The following is a 24118-nucleotide window of genomic DNA, read 5'->3' as shown; positions in this document are numbered from 1 at the left end:
CGGACGGGCGACAATGCCCGGTCCCCCGCATCTGCATGACGATGAACCCCGGCAGCTACCCCGACTACCCGTTCACCCCGCGGCGCCATGAAGTCCGCCCCGGCATCGCGATGAGCTACCTCGACGAGGGCCCGCGCGATGGCGAGGTGGTCGTCATGCTCCACGGCAACCCCTCCTGGAGCTTCTACTGGCGGCACCTGGTGCTGGGGCTGCGCGACCATTACCGCTGCATCGTGCCCGACCACGTCGGGATGGGTCTGTCCGACCGGCCGGACGATGCGGCCGGGACGTCGCCGCGCTACGACTACACCCTACAATCGCGGGTCGACGACCTCGGGGCGTTGCTGGAGCATCTCGGCATCAGCGGGCCGGTGACGCTGGCGGTGCATGACTGGGGCGGCATGATCGGGTTCGGCTGGGCGCTGTCGCACATGCCGCAGGTGAAGCGGCTGGTGATCCTCAACACGGCGGCCTTCCCGCTGCCGGCGGCCAAACCGATGCCGTGGCAGCTGTCGCTCGGCCGCGACTCGAAGGTCGGCGGCTTGCTGATCCGTGCCTTCAACCTGTTCGCCCGCGGGGCGGCGTGGCTGGGCACCGAGCGCAGGCTGCCGGCCGACGTGCGCCGCGGCTACATCGCGCCGTACAACGGCTGGCGCAACGCGATCAGCACGCTGCGCTTCATGCAGGACATTCCGTTGCGCGAAGGCGACCGGGCCTGGCCGCTGCTCGAAGCCGCCGGCCGCGCGTTGCCGCGGTACGCGGACCGCCCCGCCTTCATCGGCTGGGGCCTGAAGGACTTCGTGTTCGACCGCCACTTCCTCGACGGTTTCAGCCGCGCGCTGCCCAATGCCGAGGTCCACGCGTTCGAGGACGCCAACCACTACGTGCTGGAAGACCGGCACGAGGAGCTGGTGCCGGCGATCCGCGGCTTCCTCGACCGGCATCCGCTGGGCTGAGCGGCGCCCCGCGACGCCGCTCGCTCGTCTCAGCGCACGCATCTTTGGTCGGGCGTTCGCAGGCGGGTCCGGTCGCGGTGACATTGCGGTGCCGCCCGTGACCAGATCCGCCGCGATCCGGCGCGGGTCAGTCCCGTTCGATCACGCCGCGATCGGTGGGGGCACCGCCGGCGGCGCGTTGCCGCCATCCTTGGGGTTGTCGCTGCCGTCCGGGTTGCCGTCGCCGTCGTTGGCGGCCTCACGCCAGCGCCAGTCGGCCGGGGTCAGCGCGGGCAGGCCGTGGGCCAGGCGGGCCTTGTCGCACTGCGGGCTAGGCACGCCGAACTCGTACGAGGCCGGCACGTCGCGGCAGGCCTGCGGGCGCACCGGGTGGATGCCGCAGCGGCTGTAGCGGCCGATGTCCGCGTCCAGCGCCACGCAGCGCGGCCGCTCCTGCGAGGTGCCCCGCATGACGCGTTCGTGTTGGCGCAGCGGCTCGGTCAACTCCGGCGGCACGACGCCGCCCATCGCGGGGTCGGCTTCGGACCAGTGGAAGCTGATGCGGAAGTAGGCGCAGCAGGCACCGCAGGTCAGGCAGGGGTGGGACATGGGCGTGGTGGTGCCGGCGGGTGGCGGATTTTTCAGCATCCGCCCGGCGCCGCGCAAGTGCGCGCGACAGGCGACAATGAACGGATGAACGGCCCCTGCAACATCGCCGCGGCGCTGCCGCGGATCGCCGCCGACGCGCCGGACCGGGTGGCGATGCGCTGCCCCGGCAGCCGTGGCCCGGACCGGCTGGCGCGCTACGACGTGGCGGTGACCTATGGCGAGCTTGATGCGCGCAGCGACGCGATCGCCGCCGGGCTGGCGGCGCGCGGGGTCGGACGCGGCACCCGCACCGTGGTGATGGTGCGGCCCGGGCCGGATTTCTTCGCGCTGATGTTCGCGCTGTTCAAGGCCGGCGCGGTGCCGGTGCTGGTGGACCCTGGCATCGACCGGCGCGCGCTGCGGCAGTGCCTGGCCGAGGCCGGGGCCGAGGCGTTCATCGGGATACCGCTGGCGCTGCTGGCGCGGCGGCTGCTGGGCTGGGCGGAATCGGCGCGGCTGGCGGTGACCACCGGCCGGCGCGCCCTGCTGGCCGACGTGACGCTGGTACAGATCGAGCACGCCGGCGCCGGTGCCGGGCCGCAGCTGGCCGACACCACGCCTGACGAGGTCGCCGCCATCCTGTTCACCAGTGGCTCGACCGGTGTGCCCAAGGGCGTGGTCTACCGCCACCGCCACTTCGTCGCCCAGGTGGCGATGCTCGGCGAGGCGTTCGGGATCGCGCCGGGCGGGGTGAACCTGCCGACCTTCCCGCCGTTCGCGCTGTTCGACCCCGCGCTGGGGCTGACCTCGGTGATCCCGGACATGGACCCGACCCGCCCGGCCACGGCCGACCCGCGCAGGCTGCACGATGCGATCGCGCGCTTCGGGGTCGACCAGCTGTTCGGCTCGCCGGCGCTGATGGCGGTGCTGGCGCGCCACGGCCAGCCGCTGCCGACGGTGCGCGGGGTGATGTCGGCCGGCGCGCCGGTGCCGGCCGGGGTGGTGACGCGGATGCGCGGGCTGCTGCCGGCCGGGGCGAAGTTCTGGACCCCGTACGGTGCGACCGAGTGCCTGCCGGTGGCGGTGGTCGAGGGCCGCGAACTGGAGGAGACCCGCGCCGCGACCGAAGCCGGTGCCGGCACCTGCGTCGGGCGTCCGGTGCCGCCGAACGAGGTGCGGATCATCGGCATCACCGACGAGGCGATCGCGTGCTGGGAGGATGTGCGCGAACTGCCGGCCGGGCAGGTCGGCGAGATCACCGTGGCCGGCCCGACCGCGACCGACAGCTACTTCAACCGCGACGCGCAGACGCGGCTGGCGAAGATCGCCGAGGCCACCGGCGACGGCGGGCGCATCGTCCACCGGATGGGCGACGTCGGCTATTTCGATGGCGACGGCCGGCTGTGGTTCTGCGGCCGCAAGTCGCACCGGGTCGAGGCCGCCGCCGGGCCGCTCTACACCGAGCAGGTCGAGCCGGTGTTCAACACCCATCCGCAGGTGCGGCGGACCGCGCTGGTCGGCGTCGGCGGGCGCGGCGTGCAGGTGCCGGTGCTGTGCGTGGAGCTGGCCGATGGCGTGGCGAAGCGCGAGTGGCCGCGGATCGAGCGCGAACTGCGGGCGATCGGCGCGGGGCACGCGCATACCGCGGGGATCGGGCGTTTCCTGCGCCACCCGGGGTTCCCGGTCGACATCCGCCACAACGCCAAGATCGGGCGCGAGGCGCTGGCGGTGTGGGCGGCCCGGAATACTCCGTCGTAGGAGCGACGTGACTCGCGACCCGCCGAACGCCTGAGACGATGTTCAGGTCGCGACTCACGTCGCTCCTACACGAAGAAGACGCCGTGATCGGCACTGGAGGCATCCATTGAAAATCCTGGTCACCGGCGGTGGCGGTTTCCTCGGCCAGGCGCTGTGCCGCGGCCTGCGCGAGCGCGGCCATGAGGTCGCCAGCTTCAACCGCGGCCATTACCCGGAGCTCGACGCGATCGGCGTCGACCAGCGCCGCGGCGACCTCGCCGACCGCGACGCCGTCATCGCCGCCGCCGTGGGCTGCGGCGCCATCTTCCACAACGCCGCCAAGGCCGGCGCCTGGGGCCCACACGAGGACTACCACCGCGCCAACGTGCTTGGCACGCGTCACGTGCTCGACGCCTGCCGCGCGCACGGCATCCGCCGGCTGGTCTACACGTCGACGCCGAGCGTGACCCACCGCGCCACGCATCCGGTCGAGGGCCTCGGCGCCGACGAGGTGCCCTACGGCGAAGGCCTGAAGGCGCCCTACGCGTCGACCAAGGCGGTGGCCGAGCGCGAGGTGCTGGCGGCCAACGACGCCACGCTGGCGACGGTCGCGCTGCGCCCGCGGTTGATCTGGGGCCCGGGCGACAACCAGCTGCTGCCGCGGCTGGTCGAGCGCGCGCGGGCCGGGCGATTGCGGCTGGTCGGCAGCGGCGACAACCTGGTCGACACCACCTACATCGACAACGCCGCGCAGGCGCACTTCGATGCGTTCGACGCGCTCGTTCCGGGCGCGGCGTGTGCCGGGCGCGCCTACTTCATCAGCAACGGCGATCCGCGCACGATGCGCGAGACCCTCGACGCGCTGCTTGCCGCCGCCGGCGCGCCGACCGTGCACGGCAGCGTGCCGTTCGGCGTCGCCTACGCCGCCGGAGCGGTCTGCGAGGCGCTGTGGCATGCGCTGCCGCTGAAGGGTGAGCCGCCGATGACGCGCTTCCTCGCCGAGCAACTGGTGACGACCCACTGGTACGACATGGGGCCGGCAAAGCGGGACTTCGGCTACGTGCCGAAGGTGGGATTCGATGAGGGCCTGGCGCGGTTGCGTGCGGCCTGGGAGAGCGGGCGCACCGCCGCAAACGTCGCCGGTTGAACGTGTGTCGTGGGGCCGACGCAAGTCGCGACCACGCAGTCGCCCGGCACGCGACGACATCGGAGCGGCGGTGACGCCGACCGAGCCTGTCGCGGGGAAGGATCGGGCGTCGTCTTCGCGGTGCCGACCCGTTCGCGACTCACGTCGCTCCTACGGTGGGGGCCTGGCTTCAGGGCTTTGCGCCCCCCACACGAAACCGAAGCGGGAGCCCGCGCCCGCTAGAATGCGCCGATGACCGACGCCGCCCCCCGACACCCGCTCGCCCGGCTCAAGCCCGTTGCCGGGCAGGCGCTGGAGATCGCGCTCAACCGCGCGCTCGCCCTGGACCCCGACACCGGCACCGCCCTGCGCGCGCTCGACGGCCGCCGCGTCGCGGTGCACCTGTCGGCGCCGCCGCTGGCGCTGCAGGTGCGCGTCGATGGCGACCGGCTGCGGGTCGGCCCGGTCGATGCCGCCGACGAGCCGGACCTGTCGGTGCGCAGCTCGATCGGCGGGCTGCTGTCGCAATTGCCGTTCCTGCGCAACGACGACGCCCCGCCGGTCGGCAAGCTCCGGATCGAGGGCGACGCCGACCTCGCACGCCGCCTGCAGCGGCTGGCCGAGCGCTTCGACCCGGACTGGCAGCAGCCGTTCGCCCGTGTGTTCGGAGACGTGCTCGGCGTGCAGGTCGCCAATGCGATCGCCGCCGGCTTGCGTCAGGCCCGCGTGGTCGCACGCGAGTTCGCCGGCAGCGCCGCCGAGTACGTCACCGAGGAGTCGCGCGACGTGGTCGCCCGCGCTGAGCTCGACGCGTTCCACGACGACGTCGACGTGCTGCGCGACGATGTCGAGCGCGCCGCCGCGCGCATCTCGCGGTTGCGCGCGCGCGCGGCCGGAGCCGGCTCGTGAAGTCGGCGCTGCGCGCGACCCGGATCGGCCGGGTACTGCTGCGCTACCGCCTCGACGCGCTGCTCGACGGCACCCCGGCCGAGCGCTGGCTGAAACTCGCGCGGCCGTTCGTGCCGCGCGCGTCGGCCGAGGTCGCGGCGATGTCGCGCGGCGCGCGGCTGCGGCTGGCGCTGCAGGAGCTCGGGCCGATCTTCGTCAAGTTCGGGCAGATCCTATCGACCCGCCGCGACCTGGTGCCGCCGGACGTCGCCGACGAGCTCGCGCTGCTGCAGGACCGGGTCGCGCCGTTCGACGGCGAGGCCGCGCGCGCGATCGTCGAGACCGCGCTCGGACTGCCGGTCACCGAGGCGTTCGCGAGCTTCGACACCACCCCGCTGGCCTCGGCCTCGATCGCCCAGGTGCACGCGGCGACCCTGCCGGCGGTCGGCACCGCCGCGCTGCGCGACGTCGTGGTCAAGGTGCTGCGCCCGGGCATCCGGCGCCAGATCACCGACGACATCGCCCTGCTCAACGCGATCGCCGGCATCGTCGAACGCACCCACCCCAACGCCGACAAGATCCGTCCGCGCGAGGTCGTCGCCGAGATCGAATCGACCCTCGCCGCCGAGCTCGACCTGCAGCGCGAGGGCGGCAACGCCAGCGTGCTGCGCCGGTTCTGGCTCGGCAGCGACGACCTCTACGTGCCCGAGGTGATCTGGTCGCACACCGGCGAGCGCGTGCTGACGCTCGAACGCGTGCACGGCATCCCGTCCGACGACGTCGCCGCGCTCGACGCCGCCGGCATCGACCGCAAGGCGCTCGCGGCCAAGGGCGTGCGGGTGTTCTACACCCAGGTGTTCCGCGACAACTTCTTCCACGCCGACGCCCACGCCGGCAACATCTGGGTCGATACCGACCCCACGCGCAAGGCCAACCCGCGCTTCATCGCGCTGGACTTCGGGATCATGGGCCAGCTGTCGGACGAGGACCAGTACTACCTCGCCGAGAACTTCATGGCGATCTTCAACCGCGACTACCGGCGCATCGCCGAGCTGCACGTGCAGGCCGGCTGGATGCCCGGCCACGTCCGCATCGACGAGCTCGAGGCCGCGGCGCGCGCGGTGTGCGAGCCGTACTTCACCCGGCCGCTGAGCGAGATCTCGCTGGCCGAGGTGCTGGTCAAGCTGTTCCGGGTCGCCCGGCGCCACGAGCTGACCCTGCAGCCACAGTTGATCCTGCTGCAGAAGACCCTGCTCAACATCGAGGGCGTCGGCCGCCAGCTCGACCCGACCATCGACATCTGGGCGGTCGCCAAGCCGGTGCTGTCGAAGATCCTGGTGCAGCGCTACAGCCCGCGCCGGCTGCTCGGCGAATTCCGCAAGCGGCTGCCGGAACTGGTCACGCGCGCACCGCAGATGCCGGGCCTGCTGCACGCCTGGCTGGAGCAGCAGGTCGAAGGCCGGCACGAGCTGCGGATGCGCTCGAGCGACCTCGCCGAGCTGTCGCGCAGCGTGCGCGAGGCGCAGAAGCGCACCGTCGCCGCGATCCTCGGCACCGGCCTGCTGATCGTCGCCGCGGTGCTGTACGGCATGGAAGCGGGCGGCCCGACGTTGTGGTCGGTGCCGGCCTCTTCGTGGATCGCCGGCCTTGGCGGGCTGTGGGCGCTGCTGGCCGCGTGGCCGCGGCGCTAGGGTGCGTTCGATGGCCTGTAGGAGCGGCGTAAGTCGCGACCCACTGACCGCAGTTCGCCGCCGCGATCAACGCGGTTTCGCGGTCGCGCGATTGCGGGACCGTGTTGACCGACGCGCAGCTGGAGGGTCAGTGGGTCGCGACTTACGTCGCTCCTACGAGGGCGGGTGCCGGGACGCGATTGATTCGGTCCGCGGCGCACGCCCATGACCATCGACCCCGCCCTGCTCGCGCTTCCGGTCCTGCACGCCGACGACCGCCTTGCGGTCATCAACAAGCCGGCCGGGCTGATGGTCCACGACAGCGCGCTGGCGCGCGGCGAGCACGATTTCGTCGCCGACCGGCTGCGGCTGCAGTTCGGGCGGCCGGTGTTCCTCGTGCACCGGCTCGACCGCGCGACCAGCGGCTGCCTGCTGGTGGCGTTCGACCGCGACACCGCATCGCTGCTGGGCAAGGTGCTGATGTCGCACGAGGTCGGCAAGCACTATTGGGCGGTCTGCCGCGGCTGGCCGGCGGAGGACGCGTTCACGGTCGACCACGACCTCGACGGCGGCCCCGGCAAGCCGGTCAGGAAGCCGGCGCTGACGGAGTTCCGGGTGCTGGCGCGGACCGAATGCGCCTGGCCATCGACCGGCTTCGACACTTCGCGCTACGCGCTGCTGGAGGCGTCGCCGCGGACCGGCCGGTTCCGCCAGATCCGCCGCCACCTCAAGCACCTTTCGCACCACCTGATCGGCGACACCAGCCACGGCGACGGCCGCCACAACCGCGCGTTACGGATGATCGGCGTGCACCGGATGCTGCTGCACGCGCGGCGGCTGGTGTTCACCCATCCGCATACCGGCGCACGGATGGACGTGACCGCGCCGGTGGACGCGGAGTTCGGCAAGGCGCTGGCGTTGTTCGACGGCTTCGATCCGGCTCGCGGAGCGCTCACCGCCGTGACCTAGAATCGCCCGCATGATCGAAATCGGTCCCTTGCGCATCCCCGAGGCCGAGCTGGTCGAACGTTTCGTGCGCTCGGCCGGGCCGGGCGGGCAGAACGTCAACAAGGTCGCGACCGCGGTCGAGCTGCGCTTCGACATCGCCACCTCGCCGTCGCTGCCCGAACCGGTACGCGAGCGGCTGCTGTCGCGGCGCGACCGCCGGGTCACGTCCGAGGGCGTGCTGGTGCTCAGCGCGCAACGCTTCCGCACCCAGGAGCGCAACCGCGAGGACGCGCGCGAGCGGTTGGCCCGCTTCATCGAGGCCGGCCTGCACGCGCCGAAGAAGCGCGTCGCCACCCGGCCGACCCGCGCGTCGAAGGAGCGCCGGCTGGCCGGCAAGCGCGAACGCAGTACGATCAAGCAGGGACGCACGCGACGCGACTGGGACTGACAGGGGACCAAACCACACGATGCATCCAGCCACCGACGACGTCGTGCCGCCGCTGCCGCCGAGCGTGCCGCGGGTGCGACCCAACCGCTTTACCCGCTGGCTCGGCCGCACCGTGCTGGGGCTGGGTGGGTGGCGGCTGGTCGGGCAGTTTCCCGATATCCCGCGGCTGGTGCTGATCGGCGCGCCGCATTCGTCCAACTGGGACGGGGTATGGGGCTTCGCGGCCAAGCTCGCGCTCGGGCTCGATATCCGCATCCTCGGCAAGCACCAGCTGTTCTGGGGGCCGCTGGGGCCCTTGATGCGGGCGCTGGGCATCATCGAGGTCAACCGCAGCGCGGCCCGCGGGGTGGTGGAACAACTGGCCGCCCGCTTCGATGCCGCGGACCGGTTCTGGCTCGGCATCGCCCCGGAGGGCACGCGCAAACCGGTGGAGCGCTGGAAAACCGGGTTCTGGAAAATCGCCCACGCCGCGCGGGTGCCGGTGCTGCCGGTGTACTTCCATTACCCCAACAAGGTCATCGGCATCGGCCCGGCGTTCACCACCGGGGACGACATGGAGGCCGACCTGGCCCGTTTGCGCGACTGGTACCGGCCGTGGCAGGGCAAGCATCACGGAACCGGTTGACCGGCGTTCTTGCCGGATTGGCACGGCAATTGCGTGATTCGTGTGACCGGCGGTGCGCTTCGGTGCGGCCGGTCGCAGGTGGCCCGCAATGGCCACGGAGGGTCGGCATGCGTCGCAAACCGTCCAACGCGCAAGGGAGCGCGGCGGGTCTTCCGCGCGTCGCCGGGGGCGCCTGAGGGATGCCCGCGGCGCCGTGGTTCGTCTGTGGTCCGGCCGCGTGGCTCGCGGCGGCGGCGCTGCGACGCGGCCCGGAGCCGGTGGTGCCGACGCCGGCGGAGGACTGGCGCCAAGCCCGGGTCGACCTGGTCATCGCCGCCTGCCGCGACCAGCCCACCATCATCCATTGCCTGGCCGGACTGGCCGCGCAGACCCTGCCGCCGCGACGGATCCTGCTGGTCGACGACGGCGGCGCCGAGCGCGACCACGGCATCCAGCTCGCGCGCGAGTTCGCCCGTGCCAACGGCATGGACCTGCAGGTGGTGCAGCGCACCTGGTCGATCGGCAAGGCCGCCACGCTCAAGCGCCAGGCACGGGGTTTCCACGGCGACGTGCTGTTCGTACTCGACGGCCACGCCGTGCTGACCTCGCCGGACTACATCGAGCGTTGCGTGCGCGAGCTTTACCAGGGCGTCGGCATCGCCAGCGTCTGCGGGATGGTCGAGCCGCTGCGGGCGCGCCATCGACGCGCGCTCGCGCGGGCCCCGGCGTTCCAGCGCTGGCTCGCCGGCGACGACTACCGCGACCCACTCGCCCCCAACGGGCGGTGGCCGGCGCTGTGGCGCCGCCTCGGTGACGACTACCGCGCCCACATCGGCCGGCTGCAGCAGGCGTTCGTCGACCGCGGGCTGATGTGCCGCCACGGCGGGGTCGATGCACCTTCGGGCGAGGCGATCGCCTATCGCCGGCGCTACCTCAAGGACATGTTCGACCGCTACGAGCCGATACGCGGCGACGACCTGACTGCGATCGAGGACCTGTTCATCGCCCGCGCGCTGGCGACCGAGGGGTACCGCAACGTCCGCCTGGCCGACGTGTCCGCACGGGTGCAGGCCGCGCCGCTGTGGCGGCTGCCGTGGAATGCGTGGTGCTGGACGATCGCCCTGCTGCAGAACGACCACTACTTCGACCCGCTGCTGCGGAGCCCGCTGTACGCGCTCCGCCACCGCTGGCGCGAATGGCGCCGGCGCCTGCGCGGCGAACCCGGGCAGAACGCCGGTGCCGACCAGCGCCGCATCCGCGAGGCTTACCGGCAACCGTTCGGCGAGCGCCTGACCCGCCGCCAGGGACGGCCGGTCGGCACCGCATTGCTGCTGCTCGCACTCGAGCGGATCGGCTACCCGGTCACCCTGCTGGTGTCCGGGCTGACCGGCGCGTGGCTCGTGTTCGCCCTGGCCGCCGCGGTGGAGATACTCGGGACGCTGGCGGTGAGCGCGCGCGTTGCACCGGTGGGACGACGGTGGCGCGCGTTGCTCGGCGCCGTGGCGGCGACGCCGGTGCGCTACGTGCTGATCGCGGTCGAGCTAATCGCCGTGCTGTGGTTCGCGCTGCTGCTGTGGCCGACGCGGCGGTTGCGCTGGCACGTGCAACGCGAAGTCGAAGGGGTGGGACGACGACGCGCGTGAACGGTCGCCGGGCTCAGCGCGCGGAATGGCCGTTGGCGTCGTGGTCGACCCGCGCGAACAGGTCCGGCCGGATCAGCCCGGTGAACGCCCGCGCCTGCGGACTCAGGTACTTGCCCTTGCGCACTACCACGCCGTAACTGCGCTCCGGGAACCATGCGGCCAGCGAGCGCGCCGCCAGCCGTTCACGGTCGGCCCCGGTCAGGCAGATCGAGGTGACGATGCTGATCCCCAGCCCCATCGCCACGTACTGCTTGATGACCTCCCAGCCGCCCACCTCCAACGCCACCGTGTACGGCACCCGGTGGCGCTGGAACACCAGGTCGACCATGCGGTAGGTGGTCAGCCGCTGTGGCGGCAGGATCAGCCCGAATGGTGAGAGGTCGTGCAGTTCCAGCGCCTTCCTGCGGGCGAGCGGATGACCGGGCGGGGTGATCAGCATCGGCTCGAAACGCGCGTGCGGGGCGTAGTCGAGGTCGGCCGGGACGTCGAGCATCGAACCGACCGCGAGGTCGACCACGTCCGAACGCAGCAGCTCCAGCCCGCTGGCGCCGGTGACGTTGTGCAGGTTGAGCCGCACCTCCGGGTGCGCCTCGCGGAACGCTTCGACGATGCGCGGCAGCAGGTAGAGGATGGTCGAGCTGCCGGCGGCGACGTTGAGCTCGCCGGCGTCGAGCCCGCGCACGCGCTCGCGGAACGCCGCGTCCAGCCCCTCGAAGCCCTCCACCAGCGGCCGCGCCAGCTCGTACAACGCCTCGCCCTCGCGGGTCATCACCAGCCGCCGGCCGCTGCGTTCCAGCAGGCGCGCACCCATGTCGCGCTCCAGCGCCTGCAGCTGCAGGGTCACCGCCGGCTGGCTGAGGAACAGCGCCTCGGCCGCGCGCGACACCGAGCCGAGCCGGACTGTCTGGCAGAACGCCCGCAGCGGCTTGAGGCGGTCGCCCTTGTAGGCGAAGCGGGGGCGGGTGGCCATGGCGAAGGTCCCGTCGGCGGGTGGTTTCCGCTTGTTTATAAGCTAAACAAATACTTCGTATTGCCAAAACTCGATTGTCGTATACCACACCGCGGCGCATGGTCGGCCTCCAACCCGCACGGAGTCCAGGCATGTCGGCAGTGATGAACCTCCCCGAGTCCGCCACCGACGTGGTGCTGACCGCCAGCGCCGACGGCCAGGCGCAGTTGCTGACGCCGGCGCTGCTGGGGCTGCTGGCGAACCTGCACCCCCGGTTCGAACCGCGGCGGCAGGCCCGGCTCGCCGCCCGCCGCGAGCGCCAGGCCCGCTTCGACGCCGGCGCGCTGCCCGGCTTCCGCGACGACACCCGCGCGATCCGCGACGGCGACTGGAAGGTCGCGCCGCTGCCGGACGCGCTGCGCAACCGCCGGGTCGAGATCACCGGGCCGGTCGAGCCCAAGACCGTGATCAACGCGCTCAACTGCGGCGCCAACTGCTTCATGGCCGACTTCGAGGACAGCACCTCGCCGACCTGGGCCAACCTCGTGCTCGGCCAGCGCGCGCTGCGCAAGGCGGTCGCCGGCACGCTCGACTGGATGGCGCCCGACGGCGCGAAGCACTACACCCTGCGCCCCGCCGGGGAGCAGGCGGTGCTGCTGGTGCGCCCGCGCGGCTGGCACCTCGACGAGAAGCACGTGCTCGTCGACGGCGCACCGGTCGCCGCCGGCCTGTTCGACGTCGCCGTGTTCGCCTTCCACAACGCCGCCGCGCTGGCCGCGCGCGACCGCGGGCCGTACCTGTACCTGCCCAAGCTCGAGTCGATGGAGGAGGCCGCGCTGTGGGACGACGTGCTCGGCCAACTCGAACAGGCGCTTGGCCTGCCGGCGGGACAGGTCAAGGTGACGGTGCTGATCGAGACCCTGCCGGCCGCGTTCGAGATGGACGAGATCCTGCACGCGCTGCGCGGCCGCGTCGCCGGCCTCAACTGCGGCCGCTGGGACTACATCTTCAGCTACATCAAGACCCTGCGCGCGCACCCCGACCGGGTGCTGCCCGAGCGCGGCCAGGTGACGATGGCACAGCCGTTCCTGCGCGCCTACTCCGAACTGCTGATCCAGACCTGCCACCGCCGCGGCGCCCACGCGATGGGCGGGATGGCCGCGCAGATCCCGATCAGCGGCGACGCCGCCGCCAACGACGCGGCGCTGGCCAAGGTGCGCGACGACAAGCTGCGCGAGGTGCGCGCCGGCCACGACGGCACCTGGGTCGCGCACCCCGCGCTGATCCCGGTTGCGCGGCGGGTGTTCGACGAGCGCATGCCGACCTCGCACCAGCACCACGTCGGCCGCGAAGACGTCTGCGTCGGCCCGGACGACCTGCTGCAGGCGCCGCTGGGTACGGTCACCCGTGCCGGCTTCGACAACAACGTCGAGGTCTGCGTGCGCTACCTCGCGGCCTGGCTCGACGGCAACGGCTGCGTGCCGATCCACTGGCTGATGGAGGACGCCGCCACCGCCGAGATCGCCCGCGCCCAGCTGTGGCAGTGGCTGCACCACCCGGCGATCGCCTGCGCCGCCGGCCGCAGCGGCGACGCCGCCGGCCCGCTGCATCTGGACGACGGCGAACCGATCGACTTCGCCCTGCTCGAACGCGCGCTGATCGGGCTGCCGGGCAAGCTCGCCGACCGCATGCGGCTGCCGGGTGCGAGCCGGATCAACGAGGCGATCGGAATGCTCGACCGGCTGTGCCATGCCGACACGCTCGAAGAGTTCCTGACCGTCCCCGCCTACCGCCGGCTCGACTGACCGGCCGACGCCAACCGCTTCGCTGTAGGAGCGACGTGAGTCGCGACCTGTACGTCGCACCAGTTCCCTGCGCGGTCGCGACTCACGTCGCTCCTACAAAAAGCCCGGATACACGCAGCCAACCTCCACCCACCAAGGACATCCGCCATGACCACGCAGCCCACCGCCGAGCAGCTCCGCCACGACTGGACCAGCAACCCGCGTTGGGCCGGTGTCACCCGTCCGTACGCCGCCGAGGAGGTCTTGCGCCTGCGCGGCACCGTCGCGGTCGAGCACACCCTTGCCCGCCTCGGCGCCGACAAGCTGTGGAACTCGCTGCAGACCGAGCCGTTCGTCAACGCGCTCGGCGCGCTGACCGGAAACCAGGCCATGCAGCAGGTCAAGGCCGGCCTCAAGGCAATCTACCTGTCGGGTTGGCAGGTCGCCGCCGACGCCAACCTCGGCGGCCAGATGTACCCCGACCAGTCGCTGTACCCGGCCGACTCGGTGCCGGCGGTGGTCAAGCGGATCAACAACGCCCTGCTGCGCGCCGACCAGATCCAGCACGCCGAAGGACAGGACGACATCGACTTCCTGCAGCCGATCGTCGCCGACGCCGAGGCCGGCTTCGGCGGCGTGCTCAACGCGTTCGAGCTGATGAAGGGCATGATCGAGGCCGGCGCCGCCGGCGTGCACTTCGAGGACCAGCTCGCCAGCGCCAAGAAGTGCGGCCACATGGGTGGCAAGGTGCTGGTGCCGACCCGCGAGGCGCTCGAGAAGCTGGTCGCCGCGCGGCTGGCCGCGGACGTCATGGGCGTGCCGACGATCATCGTCGCCCGTACCGATGCCGAGGCGGCCGACCTGCTGACCTCCGACATCGACGACAACGACCGCGCGTTCACCACCGGCGAGCGCACCGTCGAGGGCTTCTTCAAGACCCGCAAGGGCATCGACCAGGCGATCAGCCGCGGCCTCGCCTACGCGCCGTACGCCGACCTGGTCTGGTGCGAGACCGGCAAGCCTGACCTCGACTTCGCCCGCCGGTTCGCCGAGGCGATCCACGCGAAATACCCCGGCAAGCTGCTGGCCTACAACTGCTCGCCGAGTTTCAACTGGAAGGCCAACCTCGACGACGCCACCATCGCCGGGTTCCAGAAGGAGCTCGCCGCGATGGGCTACAGGTTCCAGTTCATCACCCTGGCCGGCTTCCACGCGCTCAACCACTCGATGTTCCAGCTGGCCCACGGCTACGCACGCCGGCAGATGAGCGCCTTCGTCGAGCTGCAGCAGGCCGAGTTCGAAGCGGCAGGGCAGGGCTTCACGGCGGTCAAGCACCAGCGCGAAGTCGGCACCGGCTATTTCGACGCGGTGACCCAGGTGATCCAGGGCGGCCAGTCGTCGACCGTCGCGCTGAAGGGTTCGACCGAGGAGGAGCAGTTCGAGGGCCGGGCGGCCGCCTAGCCCTGCCGGGGAGCGTGGCCTGCCTGCGCCCATTCAGCCGTTAGACCCCCAGACCCGGTGCTATCCTGCGGCTTCCACGAATCCAGGGGCCGTGGGATGAACGGTGACGACACGGGGCCAGGGGCGGCCCGTGGCAATGCAGACCACGATCCGAGAGCGGCCGCGGCCGACACCGACATGGCCGAACTCTCCGCCGACGAGTACACCCTGTTCGCCTCGGTCGCGCGGCTGCGCCGGGTGTACGCCGACGAGACCCTGTTCCGCCGCGGCGACCTTGGCACCACCATGTACGTGGTCGCCAGCGGCGCGGTCGAACTCAATTTCGGGGAAGACCTCGTCAGCAAGACCCTCGGCCCGCATGAGTTCTTTGGCGAGCTCGGCCTGCTGATCGGCGATCACGCCCGCAGCGCCGACGCCACGGTGCTGCGCGACGGCGAGCTGCTCGAGCTGCGCCATGAAGAGTTCCAGCGTTTGGTCGAGCGCAAGCCGGAAGTGGTCTCCTTCTTCCTTCGGCGCGCGATCATGCGCGTCGTACTCAACGAACAGGGCCTGATCCGGCGCCTGCGCCGGCGCAACCAGGACCTGCAGGCCGCCCTCGACAGCCTGCGATCCACCGCCCACCAGCTCAGCCAGACCGAAGCGCTGATCCGCACCGACGAACTCACCGGCCTGCACAACCGGCGCGGCCTGATCCAGCACCTGCAGGACCGCCAGCGCAACGGTGCCACCCACGGCCTGGGGCTGCTGCTGGTCGACTGCGACCGTTTCAAGCACGTCAATGACCAGCACGGCCACCTCGTCGGTGACCGCGTGCTGCAGGGCGTGGCCAATATCCTGCGCTCGGTGGCCGGCCCCGGTGACTTGGCCTGCCGCCTCGGCGGCGACGAATTCTGCCTGCTGGTCAAGGCCGACACCCGCGACGAGGTGATGCGCTACGCCGAATTCGTCGTGGGCACCGCCCACGGCCTGATGCAGATGCCGCAGGTACCGCCGCTGATCTGCAACCTCAGTCTGGGTGCCTGCCTGGTCGATCCCGAGCGCGAGTGGAACGACTGGTACGCCCGCGCCGACGCCGCCCTGTACCGCGCCAAGCGCCTCGGCGGCAACCGGGTAGAGTGGCAGGACGACGCCCGCGTCCCGGCCTGAGGGCCTGCTCCGTATGAACGCTGCAACGATCGACAGCAACGGCCGCATGGAACCGCAACGCGCCGGGCAGGGCGGTCCACAGCTGCGCACCATCCTGCTGACCGATCTGGTCGATTCCACCGCGCTGGTCGAGCGCCTCGGTGACACCGCCGCCGCCGAATTGTTCCGCGCCCATGACCGCCTGGTGCTCGGCCTGCAGCAACACTGGCGCGGCCGCCTGATCGACCGGTCCGACGGCATGCTGCTGCTGTTCGAGCGTCCGATCGACGGCCTCGGCTTCGCCCTGGACTACAACCGCGGCCTGCTCGAGCTGGGCGCCCCGCATGGTGTCGAACTCAAGGCCCGTGCCGGGCTGCACGTTGGAGAAGTGCTGACCTGGCGCAACAGCGAGGAATCGGTGCGGGTCGGCGCCAAGCCGGTCGAGGTCGAAGGGTTGGCCAAGCCGATGGCCGGGCGCCTGATGACGATGGCGCGCCCTGGCCAGATCCTGCTGTCCGCCGTGGCCGAACCGCTGGCCCATCGCGCCGCGCGTGAACTCGGCGAGCGTGGCCAGCACCTGCTGTGGAAATCGCACGGCCGCTGGCGCTTCAAGGGCGTGCCGGAGGCGCAACAGATCTTCGAGGTCGGCGAGGCGGGCGTCGCGCCCTTGCGCACACCGCCCAACAGCCCGAAAGCCTGGCGTGACATTCCGCTGTGGCGGCGGCCGGCGGCACTCGCGGCGGAAATCGTGGCGGTGGCCGTCATCGCGATCGGCATATGGTTCATTACCAAGCCGCAACCCGCGATCGCCTTCAACGAGCGCGACTGGGTGGTGCTGGCGGACCTGCGCAACCTGACCGGCGAGCCGCTGCTGGACGACTCGCTGGAGCAGGCGTTCCGGATCAGCTTGGAACAATCAAGGCACGTCAATGTGCTGAGTGACCTGAAGGTGCAGCAGACGCTGCAAAGGATGCGACGCGACAGAGGCGGGTTGGACCGGGCGATCGCGTCCGAGGTCGCGCTGCGGGACGGGGCTCGTGCCGTCATCCTGCCTACCGTAGCTGAAGTCGGTGGGCATCTCCGCATCAGCGCCGAGATCATCGACCCGCACAGCCAGACTACCGTGTACTCCGAGTATGCCGACGGGCGGGGCGTTCAGTCGTCACTGTCGTCGATCGATGATGTCACCGCGAGCTTGAGGGAAAAGCTTGGCGAGGCGCTGGAGCGTATCGAGCAGGAGTCTGACCCGCTGCCGGGGGTGACGACGGATAGCCTGGAAGCGCTGCGGGCTTATGCCCTCGGGCACAAGGCCTTCAGGTCAGCGCAATGGAAAGACGCGCTTGTGATGTACGAACAGGCCCTGGCAATCGACCCCGATTTTGCATTGGCGCACCTCGGGATCGCGCGGGTCTATGTGGCTCTGAGTGACCGGCCTTCGGCCATCCCCCATCTCGACAAGGCGGTCGAACTGCGTGACAAGCTGCCGCAGCAGGACCGGATGTACCTGGACGCGTGGCGGGCTGAACTGCTGGATCCCGCGCAGGCTCTGTTGCGATGGAAAGCGTTGGCTTCGATGTACCCTGACAACCATGCCGGGTCCAATAATGCGGCGCTGCGCCTCTACGTAGTTAACGATTTCGGGGAGGCTGCCCGTTACGCGACAGCAGCCAACGTGCCCCAGGCACCCCTGCGCGGTTATACGTTGGACCTCATTGGTCGAATCCAGTTGGCGCAGCAGGAGTTGGATGCCGCCGATGTCTCCTTCACCGCCGCGAACGCGGCAAACCCAGGGGCTTCGACGCGCCGGATCGCCCTACTGCAGGCGTTGCGTGACAGGCACGAGGATGCAGAGGCCACGCTCAATGCCATGCAACGGTCGGGATATGGCAGTGATGATCCGATTCGCAATATCGACCTGACGTCGTTTGCGCTTGACCAGGCGCTGTGGCGGCAAGCTCGCGAAAGGGTCGGTGCCGCATTGGAAGGCAGCGGGAAATCGACGTTCCTGACCCGGCAGTTTCAGTTGATCCAAGCCTCCGCGGAGCTCGTGGAAAACAACACCCTGGCCCCGAATGCGTGCATGCGATTGGCCGAGGAGGCACTCGGTGAGCTCTCTCTTCAGCCTCGGGGCAAGGCCTTGGACCACGCATATTCGGCCCTGTTCTCGGGCTATCTGGCGCAACGCGCGGGCAATCCGGCAGTGGCGAAAAAAGTCCTGGCCGCTCTGCAGCCGACGGAGGACACTTACGCCGGTACTGTCGTCGAGAAGATGCTTGCAGTGGTCCGAGCCGGTGATTTGCGCCTTGCAGGACGTCCCGCAGACGCTGTCCGGCTGCTCTCGGAACGCATCGATGGCACTGAACTGTTCCAGACGCGGGTGGCATTGCGTGACGCACTGGTCGATGCGGGGGATCACGAGCAGGCGCTCGTTCATTCGGAATGGCTCTCCACGCATCGTGGGCTTGCATACGTGGAGAGCAATGCAGCGCAGGTAGCCCAGAGCATTAATGTGATGGACACAAGGCTTGCGCGCCTGCACGCCGCTGAATCCTTGACGGCGCTGGGTCGCGACGCTGCCGCCAAGCGGCAGATCCAGGGTTTTCTTGAAGCATGGCCGCGAGAGCGGCTACCCGATCATTTGGCACGCAGGGTCGACGTGATCCTGCCCGCCTCGAAGCAGAAGACCACGTGATGGTCTGTCTGCGAGGTGAGGAAATGCTTGAGCTCCTCCCTGGTGCTGGCGATCTCTTCTTTTGAGGCCAAGTTTTCCGACGTCATGCAATAGAAGGCATCCCCTTTGTCGATCGAACGACCCTCGACCGGCTCCCCTGCGGGTGCGTGGCCGAGCCGGGCGATCGCGGCCGCGGGATTGCTCTGGAACATGGACCGGAAATCGTCATCGGTACTCAGCAACTCCAACAGCTCATCGGCTACGACGGGTGGCAGAGGGGCATGATCGCCAGCCTTGCGTTCATCCTTCATCGTTGGAAACTCCCCTTGGGTATCCGCAAAGTGCGGACGCGCGAATCTAACCCTGCTTGTCGCCGAATGCCAATCATCCGAGAGTGATTGCCATTCGCCGGGAGGAGTACGAATGCGAGTGCGTCGTTGCGCGGTGTTGTTTCTGGAGATGCGGGAGGAGGTGCGGTTCGACCTTGGCTCCCTGCTTGCCGGGGGCGCGGGTAAGCGGCGCGTACGCCGGTGCATGGCTATCGCTCCGCACCTTGATGTCGACGTCGAGATCTACGCGGCCGAGCGTGAGTTGCTGGCGGGCTTCAGCAGCATCGAGTGGGCGGAGGTCACCGTTCTCCAGAAGGACCCGAATTTCGAGCGTCTTCTGTGTGCTGGATTGTTGATCGTCCAAGATGGCGAGTTCCCCGTCCACCGGCAGCGGGACGAGCAGGTGCGTGCGGGGCATTGGTGGGCGTTGGCGCAGTTATTCTGTCAGCGTGGCAGGTGGCATGGCGTGGAACGCGCGAGTGGTCGAGACGATGAGCTTGTCACCGCCGAGGGGCTTCGCCGGCGATTCGGTCCGCCGCCGCTTCACGCGACGGAGCGTACCGACCATCATCGGAGGTTGTCGCTGCCTCGTGCGGATCCGGGTGGTTTCGATGCCTTGCTTGGGCGCAGGGCAACCTGTCGGAACTTCGACGGAAAGCCCTTGGGTTGCGAGTTGTTCGCACAGATGCTGGAGCGCGTGTTTTCCGCGCAGGGGCAGGTACAGGTCGGCGACGACGCCGTGTTCCTCAAGAAAACCAGCCCATCAGGCGGTGGCTTGCACGCGACCGAAGCCTACCTGATCGTACAGAACGTGGAGGGTATCGAGCCAGGGCTGTACCACTATCACCCGATCGATCACGCGCTGGAGCCGCTGCCCCCGCCAGCGCTTCCGCTGGGGGAATTCGTCAGGCTCGCGCTCGCGGGGCAGCACTGGTTCGCCAATGCACCCGCGCTGGTGGTGCTAACGCCGCGCTTTGCCCGCAGCTTCTGGAAGTACCGCCATCATGCGAAGGCCTACCGTGCGCTGATCCTCGACAGCGGCCATCTCTCGCAGACGTTGTACTTGTCGGCGACGGAGCTGGGGCTCGGGGCGTTCGTTACCTCGGCGATCAACGAGGTAGACATTGAGCAGGCCTTCGGGTTGGACCCGCTGGAGGAAAGCCCGCTGGCGATCTGCGGCTTCGGCTGGCGGGCCGAGCAGATGGAAACGGCCGAGTTCGACCCGGCCGGGGAAGTCTGGGAGCACGCGCCCGACGGGGCGCAGGAAGTACACCGATGACACTCGCGCCGGGCAGCACGGCAGGCTAAGGTCGAACTTCAACACTCATGGGGATTGCAGGTGATGGGGAGTCGTTTTCTTGCAGGAACGCTGATGGCGCTGGTGGCCTTGGGGGCGACGTCGGTGGCACGGGGTGAAACCGTCGACGCGGACGCAATCCGCGCGCAGCAGGCCAAAATCCGCGAGGATGCGCGGGTGGGCCGCGGGATCTACGAGAATCTGTCGGAGGCCCAGCGCTCGGAGCTTTTTACCCGTCAGGACGTGACATTGCGGCTGATCGAGGGCAAGCAGACAACCGAAGAACTCAGCGAACCGGAGCGGTTGAAGCTGTTCAACCAGCTGGAGGCTATCGAGGCGCTGGTCAACCAGGCCGAGGACCAGCGTTTGATCTGTGAGCGCGTGGCGACCATCGGCACCAATCGGAAGGAGCGCGTGTGCAAGACCGTGGCGCAGCGGCGCGAGGAAATGCGCCTGGCGCAGGACGCGCTCAATCGCCGTTCCAACTGCGAAGGATCGACCTGCAGCGGCAACTGAGCGCTGCAACCGGCCGATATCCGCGGGAGAAGGACGCTCGTGACGGATGGATCAGGTGGGCTGTGGCGTGACACCCCGATCCAGCCGCCGATAACCGATCGCCTCGGTCAGGTGCGTGGTCCGGATATGCGGACTGTCGGCCAGATCGGCGATGGTCCGCGCAACCCGCAGGATCCGGTGCATGGAACGTGCTGACAGCTGCAGCTGCTCGACCGCGCGCTCGAGCAGGGTGTGGTCCGCGTCGCTCAACCGGCAGGTGGCGCTGGTTTCGGCCTGGCTGAGCTGCGAGTTGGGCTTGCCGGCGCGGGTGTTCTGCAGTGCACGCGCCTGCAGCACCCGGTGGCGTACATCTTCGCTGGGTTCGCCCTCCGGTGCGTCGGGCCTGAGCTCCGCCGGCGGCAGCCGCGGCACTTCCACGTGCAGGTCGATCCGGTCCATCAGCGGCCCCGAGACGCGGCCGCGGTAGCGCCGCACGACGTCGGGGCTGCAGGTACAACGCGCGCTGGGGTCACCGGCCCAGCCGCAGGGGCAGGGGTTCATCGCCGCGACCAGCTGGAAGCGGGCGGGGAACTCGGCGCTGCGGGCCGCGCGCGAGACGGTGACGACGCCGGACTCCAGCGGTTCACGCAGCACCTCCAGTGCGCGCCGCTCCCATTCGGGCAGCTCGTCGAGGAACAGTACGCCGTGATGGGCGAGGGAAATCTCGCCCGGCCGCGGCTCCGCGCCCCCGCCGACCAGCGCCACCGCGCTGGCGGTGTGGTGCGGCGCGCGAAACGGCCGTGAGCGCCAGCCGGCCGGATCGAGGCCACGGCCGCTGATCGAGGCGATCGCGGCCGACTCCAGTGCCTCCTCCTCGCTGGCTTCGGGCAGCAGGCCGGGCAGGCGCGATGCCAGCAGGCTCTTGCCGCAGCCGGGCGGGCCGATCAGCAGCAGATGGTGTCCGCCGGCGGCGGCGACCTCGAGCGCCCGCCGCGCGTGCGCCTGCCCCCGCACGTCGCGCAGATCGGCGCCGCTGCTGCGGATGCCCGGCGGCGCCACCGCGGCCGGCAGCGTCTTGTGTCCGGTCAGCATCGCGCAGACTTCCAGCAGGGTGCGGGCGGTGCAGGCCTCGACCCGGCTGGCGAGTGCGGCCTCGGCACCGTTGCCGGCCGGCACGATCAGCTTGCGCCCGGCATCGGCCGCGGCCAAGGCGGCCGGCAGCACGCCGTCCACAGCGCGCAGCTCGCCGGTCAGGCCGAGCTCGCCGAGGAACTCGTACTCGCCAAAAGCCTCCAGCGGCACCTGGCCGCTCGCGGCAAGGATGCCCAAGGCGATCGGCAGGTCGAACCGGCCGCCGCCCTTGGGCAGGTCGGCCGGCGCGAGGTTGACCGTAATCCGTCGCTGCGGGAACTCGAACTGCCCGCACTGCATCGCCGCGCGCACGCGGTCCTTGGCTTCGCGGACGGCCGCCTCGGGAAGACCGACGATCGACATCGTCGGCAGGCCGCCGCCGAGGTGCACTTCAACGCGGACCGCGGGCGCACGCACGCCCGACCGTGCACGGCTGTGCACGAGCGCCAGGTTCATGGCGGGCGCCTCAGTGGCGCGGGAGCGGGGTGTCGGTATCCGGTGCCGTCGCGGCGGCGCGGCCCTCGACCTGCGCCTCCAGATCGGCAACGACCTGTTGCAACTGCTCGAGCTTCTCGCGCGTGCGCAGCAGCACCGCGCGCTGGACCTCGAACTCCTCGCGGGTCACCAGGTCCAGCTTGCCCAGGCCGGTCTGCAGCACCGACTTGAAGTTCTGCTGCAGCTCGTCGCGGCTCTCGCGCAGGCCCGGCGGGACCAGGCCGCTGAGGCGGCGGGCGAGTTCGTCGATGTGGTTGAGGTCGATCATGGGATGGCTCCTCCGGCAGTACCGCCAGCATGGTCGGCCGGCCGGTGCGGCGCCGTCGGCGGCGTCCGCGACGCGGTGTCGGAAAATTCCGAACCGCGCGGGCGGCACTGTAAACCATCCGCGCCGGCTCGGACGTGAGCGCCGCCGCCACTGCGGCCTCAGCTATCCTGCCGCCATCGAACCGGAGGCAGTGCGATGAAGATGGTCATGGCGGTGATCAAGCCGTTCAAGCTCGACGACGTCCGCGAGGCGCTGGCCGAGGCCGGCGTGGCCGGCATCACCGCCACCGAGGTCAAGGGCTTCGGCCGCCAGAAGGGCCACACCGAGCTCTACCGCGGCGCCGAGTACGTGGTCGACTTCCTGCCCAAGATCAAGCTCGAGGTCGCCGTCACCGACGACCAGGTCGACGCGGTGGTCGAGGCGATCATGAAGGCCGCCGGCACCGGCAAGATCGGCGACGGCAAGATCTTCGTGTCCGACCTCGACCGTGTGGTGCGGATCCGCACCGGCGAGCTGGACGCCGACGCGCTGTAGCCGCGCGGCGCCCGCGCGGGCCCGCTATTCGCCCAGCGCTTGGGCGACGAACGGCGGCAGCGACTGCGCGCCGGCGTGGATCCCGGCGCTGTAGTACCTGGTGGCGAACGCCTTGGCGCGCGCGTCGGCTTCGCGGAAGTCGAAGCCGCCCGACTTGCGCGCCAGCGTGCAGCTCCACCAGCCGGTCGGGTAGCACGGCTGCGGGAACGGCAGGGTCTGGAACGTGGTGAACCCGGCCTTGCCCATCTCGCCGCGCATTTCCTTGATCAGTTCCAGCAGCACCAGCGGCGACTCCGACTGCTGCACGAGGATGCCGTCGTCCTTCAGCGCGCGGAAGCAGGACTCGTAGAAGGCCTTGTTGAACAGCCCCTCGGCCGGGCCGACCGGGTCGGTCGAGTCGACGATGACGATGTCGAGGCTGCCCGGCTCGCAGTTGGCCATGTAGGCGATGCCGTCGTCGAACAGCAGCTGCGCGCGCGGGTCGTCGTTGGAGTCGCACAGCTCGGGGAAGTACTTCTCCGCCATCCGCGTGACCTGCTCGTCGATGTCGCACTGCACGGCCTTTACGACGCCCGGGTGCTTGAGCACCTCGCGCAGGGTGCCGCAGTCGCCGCCGCCGATGATGACGACGTGCTTCGGCGCCGCGTGGGTGAACAGCGCCGGGTGCGACATCATCTCGTGGTACAGGAAGTTGTCGCGCGTGGTCAGCATCATCGCGCCGTCGATGAGCATCAGGTTGCCCCAGTCGGTGCTCTCGTAGATCTCGATCTTCTGGAACGGCGACTGCACTTCGTCGAGCTTGCGGGTGATCCGGTAGCCGATCGCCGAGCCGGACGGGTCGAAGTTCTCGTAGTGCCACGTCGTGTTGGTGTTCATAGCGGTTCGTCCAGAAGGCGCCATCCGGACGGCCCGGGTGCGCGGTGCGGGAAAGGGCGCGAATTGTAGCGAACCTCCGGCAACACACCGTGAGCCCCGGCGTGACGGCCCGCGCC

22 protein-coding genes are annotated in these 24118 nt (G+C 70.2%); 16 read left to right on the top strand and 6 right to left on the bottom strand.

From position 1 onward, the window contains the following. Nucleotides 1-41 precede the first annotated feature (41 nt). A complete protein-coding gene (locus U8331_RS00225) occupies nucleotides 42-956 on the top strand; it encodes an alpha/beta fold hydrolase (protein WP_481132854.1) in 915 nt (304 codons plus the stop codon). A gap of 141 nt (nucleotides 957-1097) precedes the next feature. Here U8331_RS00225 and U8331_RS00220 read toward each other — a convergent pair whose 3' ends face one another. Beyond that, on the bottom strand, nucleotides 1098-1544 hold the full coding sequence (locus tag U8331_RS00220) for a YkgJ family cysteine cluster protein (protein ID WP_481131635.1): 447 nt from the start codon (nucleotides 1542-1544) through the stop codon (nucleotides 1098-1100). An 84-nt stretch (nucleotides 1545-1628) separates the two neighbouring features. On the opposite strand from U8331_RS00220, the gene oleC reads away from it, so the two are divergent. The 8 genes from oleC to U8331_RS00180 all read left to right on the top strand — a co-directional run bounded on the left by oleC (nucleotide 1629) and on the right by U8331_RS00180 (nucleotide 10587). Beyond that, nucleotides 1629-3281, top strand: coding sequence for an olefin beta-lactone synthetase (oleC, locus tag U8331_RS00215; RefSeq protein WP_481131634.1), 1653 nt, complete (start codon nucleotides 1629-1631; stop codon nucleotides 3279-3281). A gap of 106 nt (nucleotides 3282-3387) precedes the next feature. Then, a complete protein-coding gene (gene oleD, locus U8331_RS00210) occupies nucleotides 3388-4407 on the top strand; it encodes a 2-alkyl-3-oxoalkanoate reductase (RefSeq protein ID WP_481131633.1) in 1020 nt (339 codons plus the stop codon). A 231-nt stretch (nucleotides 4408-4638) separates the two neighbouring features. Beyond that, nucleotides 4639-5295 carry a ubiquinone biosynthesis accessory factor UbiJ gene (locus U8331_RS00205; protein ID WP_481131632.1) on the top strand — a complete coding sequence of 219 codons (657 nt, stop codon included), beginning with the start codon at nucleotides 4639-4641 and terminating at the stop codon, nucleotides 5293-5295. After that, nucleotides 5292-6965 carry a ubiquinone biosynthesis regulatory protein kinase UbiB gene (gene ubiB, locus U8331_RS00200; RefSeq protein ID WP_481131631.1) on the top strand — a complete coding sequence of 558 codons (1674 nt, stop codon included), beginning with the start codon at nucleotides 5292-5294 and terminating at the stop codon, nucleotides 6963-6965. The genes U8331_RS00205 and ubiB overlap by 4 nt, the downstream gene beginning before the upstream one ends. Nucleotides 6966-7169: 204 nt before the next feature. After that, the gene (locus U8331_RS00195; protein ID WP_481131630.1) at nucleotides 7170-7913 is read left to right on the top strand and encodes a pseudouridine synthase; all 744 of its coding nucleotides are present in this window, start codon (nucleotides 7170-7172) and stop codon (nucleotides 7911-7913) included. Between the two features lie 10 nt (nucleotides 7914-7923). Then, nucleotides 7924-8340, top strand: a complete 417-nt coding sequence (gene arfB / locus U8331_RS00190; protein ID WP_481131629.1) for an alternative ribosome rescue aminoacyl-tRNA hydrolase ArfB — start codon at nucleotides 7924-7926, stop codon at nucleotides 8338-8340. A 19-nt stretch (nucleotides 8341-8359) separates the two neighbouring features. Next, nucleotides 8360-8965 (top strand): lysophospholipid acyltransferase family protein, encoded by a 606-nt coding sequence (locus U8331_RS00185; RefSeq protein ID WP_481131628.1) that lies wholly within the window; start codon nucleotides 8360-8362, stop codon nucleotides 8963-8965. A gap of 260 nt (nucleotides 8966-9225) precedes the next feature. Continuing rightward, complete coding sequence (locus U8331_RS00180; RefSeq protein WP_481131627.1) at nucleotides 9226-10587, top strand: glycosyltransferase; 1362 nt, start codon at nucleotides 9226-9228, stop codon at nucleotides 10585-10587. 13 nt (nucleotides 10588-10600) lie between these two features. Here the strand turns inward: U8331_RS00180 and U8331_RS00175 are convergent, their stop codons facing one another. Continuing rightward, entirely contained in the window at nucleotides 10601-11557 is a 957-nt protein-coding gene (locus U8331_RS00175; RefSeq protein WP_481131626.1) for a LysR family transcriptional regulator, read from the bottom strand. A gap of 131 nt (nucleotides 11558-11688) precedes the next feature. Here U8331_RS00175 and aceB point away from each other — a divergent pair, with 131 nt between their 5' ends. The 4 genes from aceB to U8331_RS00155 all read left to right on the top strand — a co-directional run bounded on the left by aceB (nucleotide 11689) and on the right by U8331_RS00155 (nucleotide 18598). Further along, on the top strand, nucleotides 11689-13341 hold the full coding sequence (aceB, locus tag U8331_RS00170; RefSeq protein ID WP_481131625.1) for a malate synthase A: 1653 nt from the start codon (nucleotides 11689-11691) through the stop codon (nucleotides 13339-13341). A 147-nt stretch (nucleotides 13342-13488) separates the two neighbouring features. After that, a complete protein-coding gene (aceA, locus tag U8331_RS00165) occupies nucleotides 13489-14781 on the top strand; it encodes an isocitrate lyase (protein ID WP_481131624.1) in 1293 nt (430 codons plus the stop codon). Between the two features lie 96 nt (nucleotides 14782-14877). Continuing rightward, entirely contained in the window at nucleotides 14878-15927 is a 1050-nt protein-coding gene (locus tag U8331_RS00160) for a GGDEF domain-containing protein (protein ID WP_481131623.1), read from the top strand. A gap of 46 nt (nucleotides 15928-15973) precedes the next feature. After that, nucleotides 15974-18598: a putative peptide modification system cyclase gene (locus tag U8331_RS00155; RefSeq protein ID WP_481132853.1), complete on the top strand. Its 2625-nt coding sequence runs from the start codon at nucleotides 15974-15976 to the stop codon at nucleotides 18596-18598. Here U8331_RS00155 and U8331_RS00150 read toward each other — a convergent pair. Continuing rightward, on the bottom strand, nucleotides 18541-18888 hold the full coding sequence (locus tag U8331_RS00150) for an NHLP-related RiPP peptide (protein WP_481131622.1): 348 nt from the start codon (nucleotides 18886-18888) through the stop codon (nucleotides 18541-18543). The genes U8331_RS00155 and U8331_RS00150 overlap by 58 nt on opposite strands. Nucleotides 18889-19000: 112 nt before the next feature. Here U8331_RS00150 and U8331_RS00145 point away from each other — a divergent pair, with 112 nt between their 5' ends. Together U8331_RS00145 and U8331_RS00140 are read left to right on the top strand one after the other, a co-directional pair. Further along, nucleotides 19001-20185 carry a putative peptide maturation dehydrogenase gene (locus U8331_RS00145; protein WP_481131621.1) on the top strand — a complete coding sequence of 395 codons (1185 nt, stop codon included), beginning with the start codon at nucleotides 19001-19003 and terminating at the stop codon, nucleotides 20183-20185. A 93-nt stretch (nucleotides 20186-20278) separates the two neighbouring features. Next, entirely contained in the window at nucleotides 20279-20719 is a 441-nt protein-coding gene (locus tag U8331_RS00140) for a hypothetical protein (protein WP_481131620.1), read from the top strand. Between the two features lie 51 nt (nucleotides 20720-20770). Here the strand turns inward: U8331_RS00140 and U8331_RS00135 are convergent, their stop codons facing one another. Together U8331_RS00135 and ubiK are read right to left on the bottom strand one after the other, a co-directional pair. Next, nucleotides 20771-22285, bottom strand: a complete 1515-nt coding sequence (locus U8331_RS00135; protein WP_481131619.1) for a YifB family Mg chelatase-like AAA ATPase — start codon at nucleotides 22283-22285, stop codon at nucleotides 20771-20773. A gap of 10 nt (nucleotides 22286-22295) precedes the next feature. Next, complete coding sequence (gene ubiK, locus U8331_RS00130; RefSeq protein ID WP_481131618.1) at nucleotides 22296-22592, bottom strand: ubiquinone biosynthesis accessory factor UbiK; 297 nt, start codon at nucleotides 22590-22592, stop codon at nucleotides 22296-22298. 195 nt (nucleotides 22593-22787) lie between these two features. On the opposite strand from ubiK, the gene U8331_RS00125 reads away from it, so the two are divergent. Continuing rightward, entirely contained in the window at nucleotides 22788-23126 is a 339-nt protein-coding gene (locus tag U8331_RS00125; RefSeq protein WP_036211104.1) for a P-II family nitrogen regulator, read from the top strand. Nucleotides 23127-23150: 24 nt separating this feature from the next. Here U8331_RS00125 and speE read toward each other — a convergent pair whose 3' ends face one another. Continuing rightward, the gene (speE, locus tag U8331_RS00120) at nucleotides 23151-24002 is read right to left on the bottom strand and encodes a polyamine aminopropyltransferase (RefSeq protein WP_481131617.1); all 852 of its coding nucleotides are present in this window, start codon (nucleotides 24000-24002) and stop codon (nucleotides 23151-23153) included. Nucleotides 24003-24118: the final 116 nt, after the last annotated feature.

Source organism: Lysobacter sp. CC-YZS074 (assembly GCF_056739745.1).
This window is presented reverse-complemented; position numbering and strand designations above follow the sequence as displayed.

Bases quoted from the DNA above. Each gene is read 5' to 3' on its own strand.
- U8331_RS00135 (WP_481131619.1), bottom strand. From the start codon at position 22,285: ATGAACCTGGCGCTCGTGCACAGCCGTGCACGGTCGGGCGTGCGTGCG.
- U8331_RS00150 (WP_481131622.1), bottom strand. From the start codon at position 18,888: ATGAAGGATGAACGCAAGGCTGGCGATCATGCCCCTCTGCCACCCGTC.
- U8331_RS00125 (WP_036211104.1), top strand. From the start codon at position 22,788: ATGAAGATGGTCATGGCGGTGATCAAGCCGTTCAAGCTCGACGACGTC.
- aceB (WP_481131625.1), top strand. From the start codon at position 11,689: ATGTCGGCAGTGATGAACCTCCCCGAGTCCGCCACCGACGTGGTGCTG.
- U8331_RS00160 (WP_481131623.1), top strand. From the start codon at position 14,878: ATGAACGGTGACGACACGGGGCCAGGGGCGGCCCGTGGCAATGCAGAC.
- U8331_RS00220 (WP_481131635.1), bottom strand. From the start codon at position 1,544: ATGTCCCACCCCTGCCTGACCTGCGGTGCCTGCTGCGCCTACTTCCGC.
- U8331_RS00205 (WP_481131632.1), top strand. From the start codon at position 4,639: ATGACCGACGCCGCCCCCCGACACCCGCTCGCCCGGCTCAAGCCCGTT.
- U8331_RS00195 (WP_481131630.1), top strand. From the start codon at position 7,170: ATGACCATCGACCCCGCCCTGCTCGCGCTTCCGGTCCTGCACGCCGAC.
- U8331_RS00140 (WP_481131620.1), top strand. From the start codon at position 20,279: ATGGCGCTGGTGGCCTTGGGGGCGACGTCGGTGGCACGGGGTGAAACC.
- speE (WP_481131617.1), bottom strand. From the start codon at position 24,002: ATGAACACCAACACGACGTGGCACTACGAGAACTTCGACCCGTCCGGC.
- U8331_RS00185 (WP_481131628.1), top strand. From the start codon at position 8,360: ATGCATCCAGCCACCGACGACGTCGTGCCGCCGCTGCCGCCGAGCGTG.
- arfB (WP_481131629.1), top strand. From the start codon at position 7,924: ATGATCGAAATCGGTCCCTTGCGCATCCCCGAGGCCGAGCTGGTCGAA.
- U8331_RS00155 (WP_481132853.1), top strand. From the start codon at position 15,974: ATGGAACCGCAACGCGCCGGGCAGGGCGGTCCACAGCTGCGCACCATC.
- aceA (WP_481131624.1), top strand. From the start codon at position 13,489: ATGACCACGCAGCCCACCGCCGAGCAGCTCCGCCACGACTGGACCAGC.
- oleC (WP_481131634.1), top strand. From the start codon at position 1,629: ATGAACGGCCCCTGCAACATCGCCGCGGCGCTGCCGCGGATCGCCGCC.
- ubiK (WP_481131618.1), bottom strand. From the start codon at position 22,592: ATGATCGACCTCAACCACATCGACGAACTCGCCCGCCGCCTCAGCGGC.
- U8331_RS00145 (WP_481131621.1), top strand. From the start codon at position 19,001: ATGCGAGTGCGTCGTTGCGCGGTGTTGTTTCTGGAGATGCGGGAGGAG.
- U8331_RS00225 (WP_481132854.1), top strand. From the start codon at position 42: ATGAACCCCGGCAGCTACCCCGACTACCCGTTCACCCCGCGGCGCCAT.
- U8331_RS00175 (WP_481131626.1), bottom strand. From the start codon at position 11,557: ATGGCCACCCGCCCCCGCTTCGCCTACAAGGGCGACCGCCTCAAGCCG.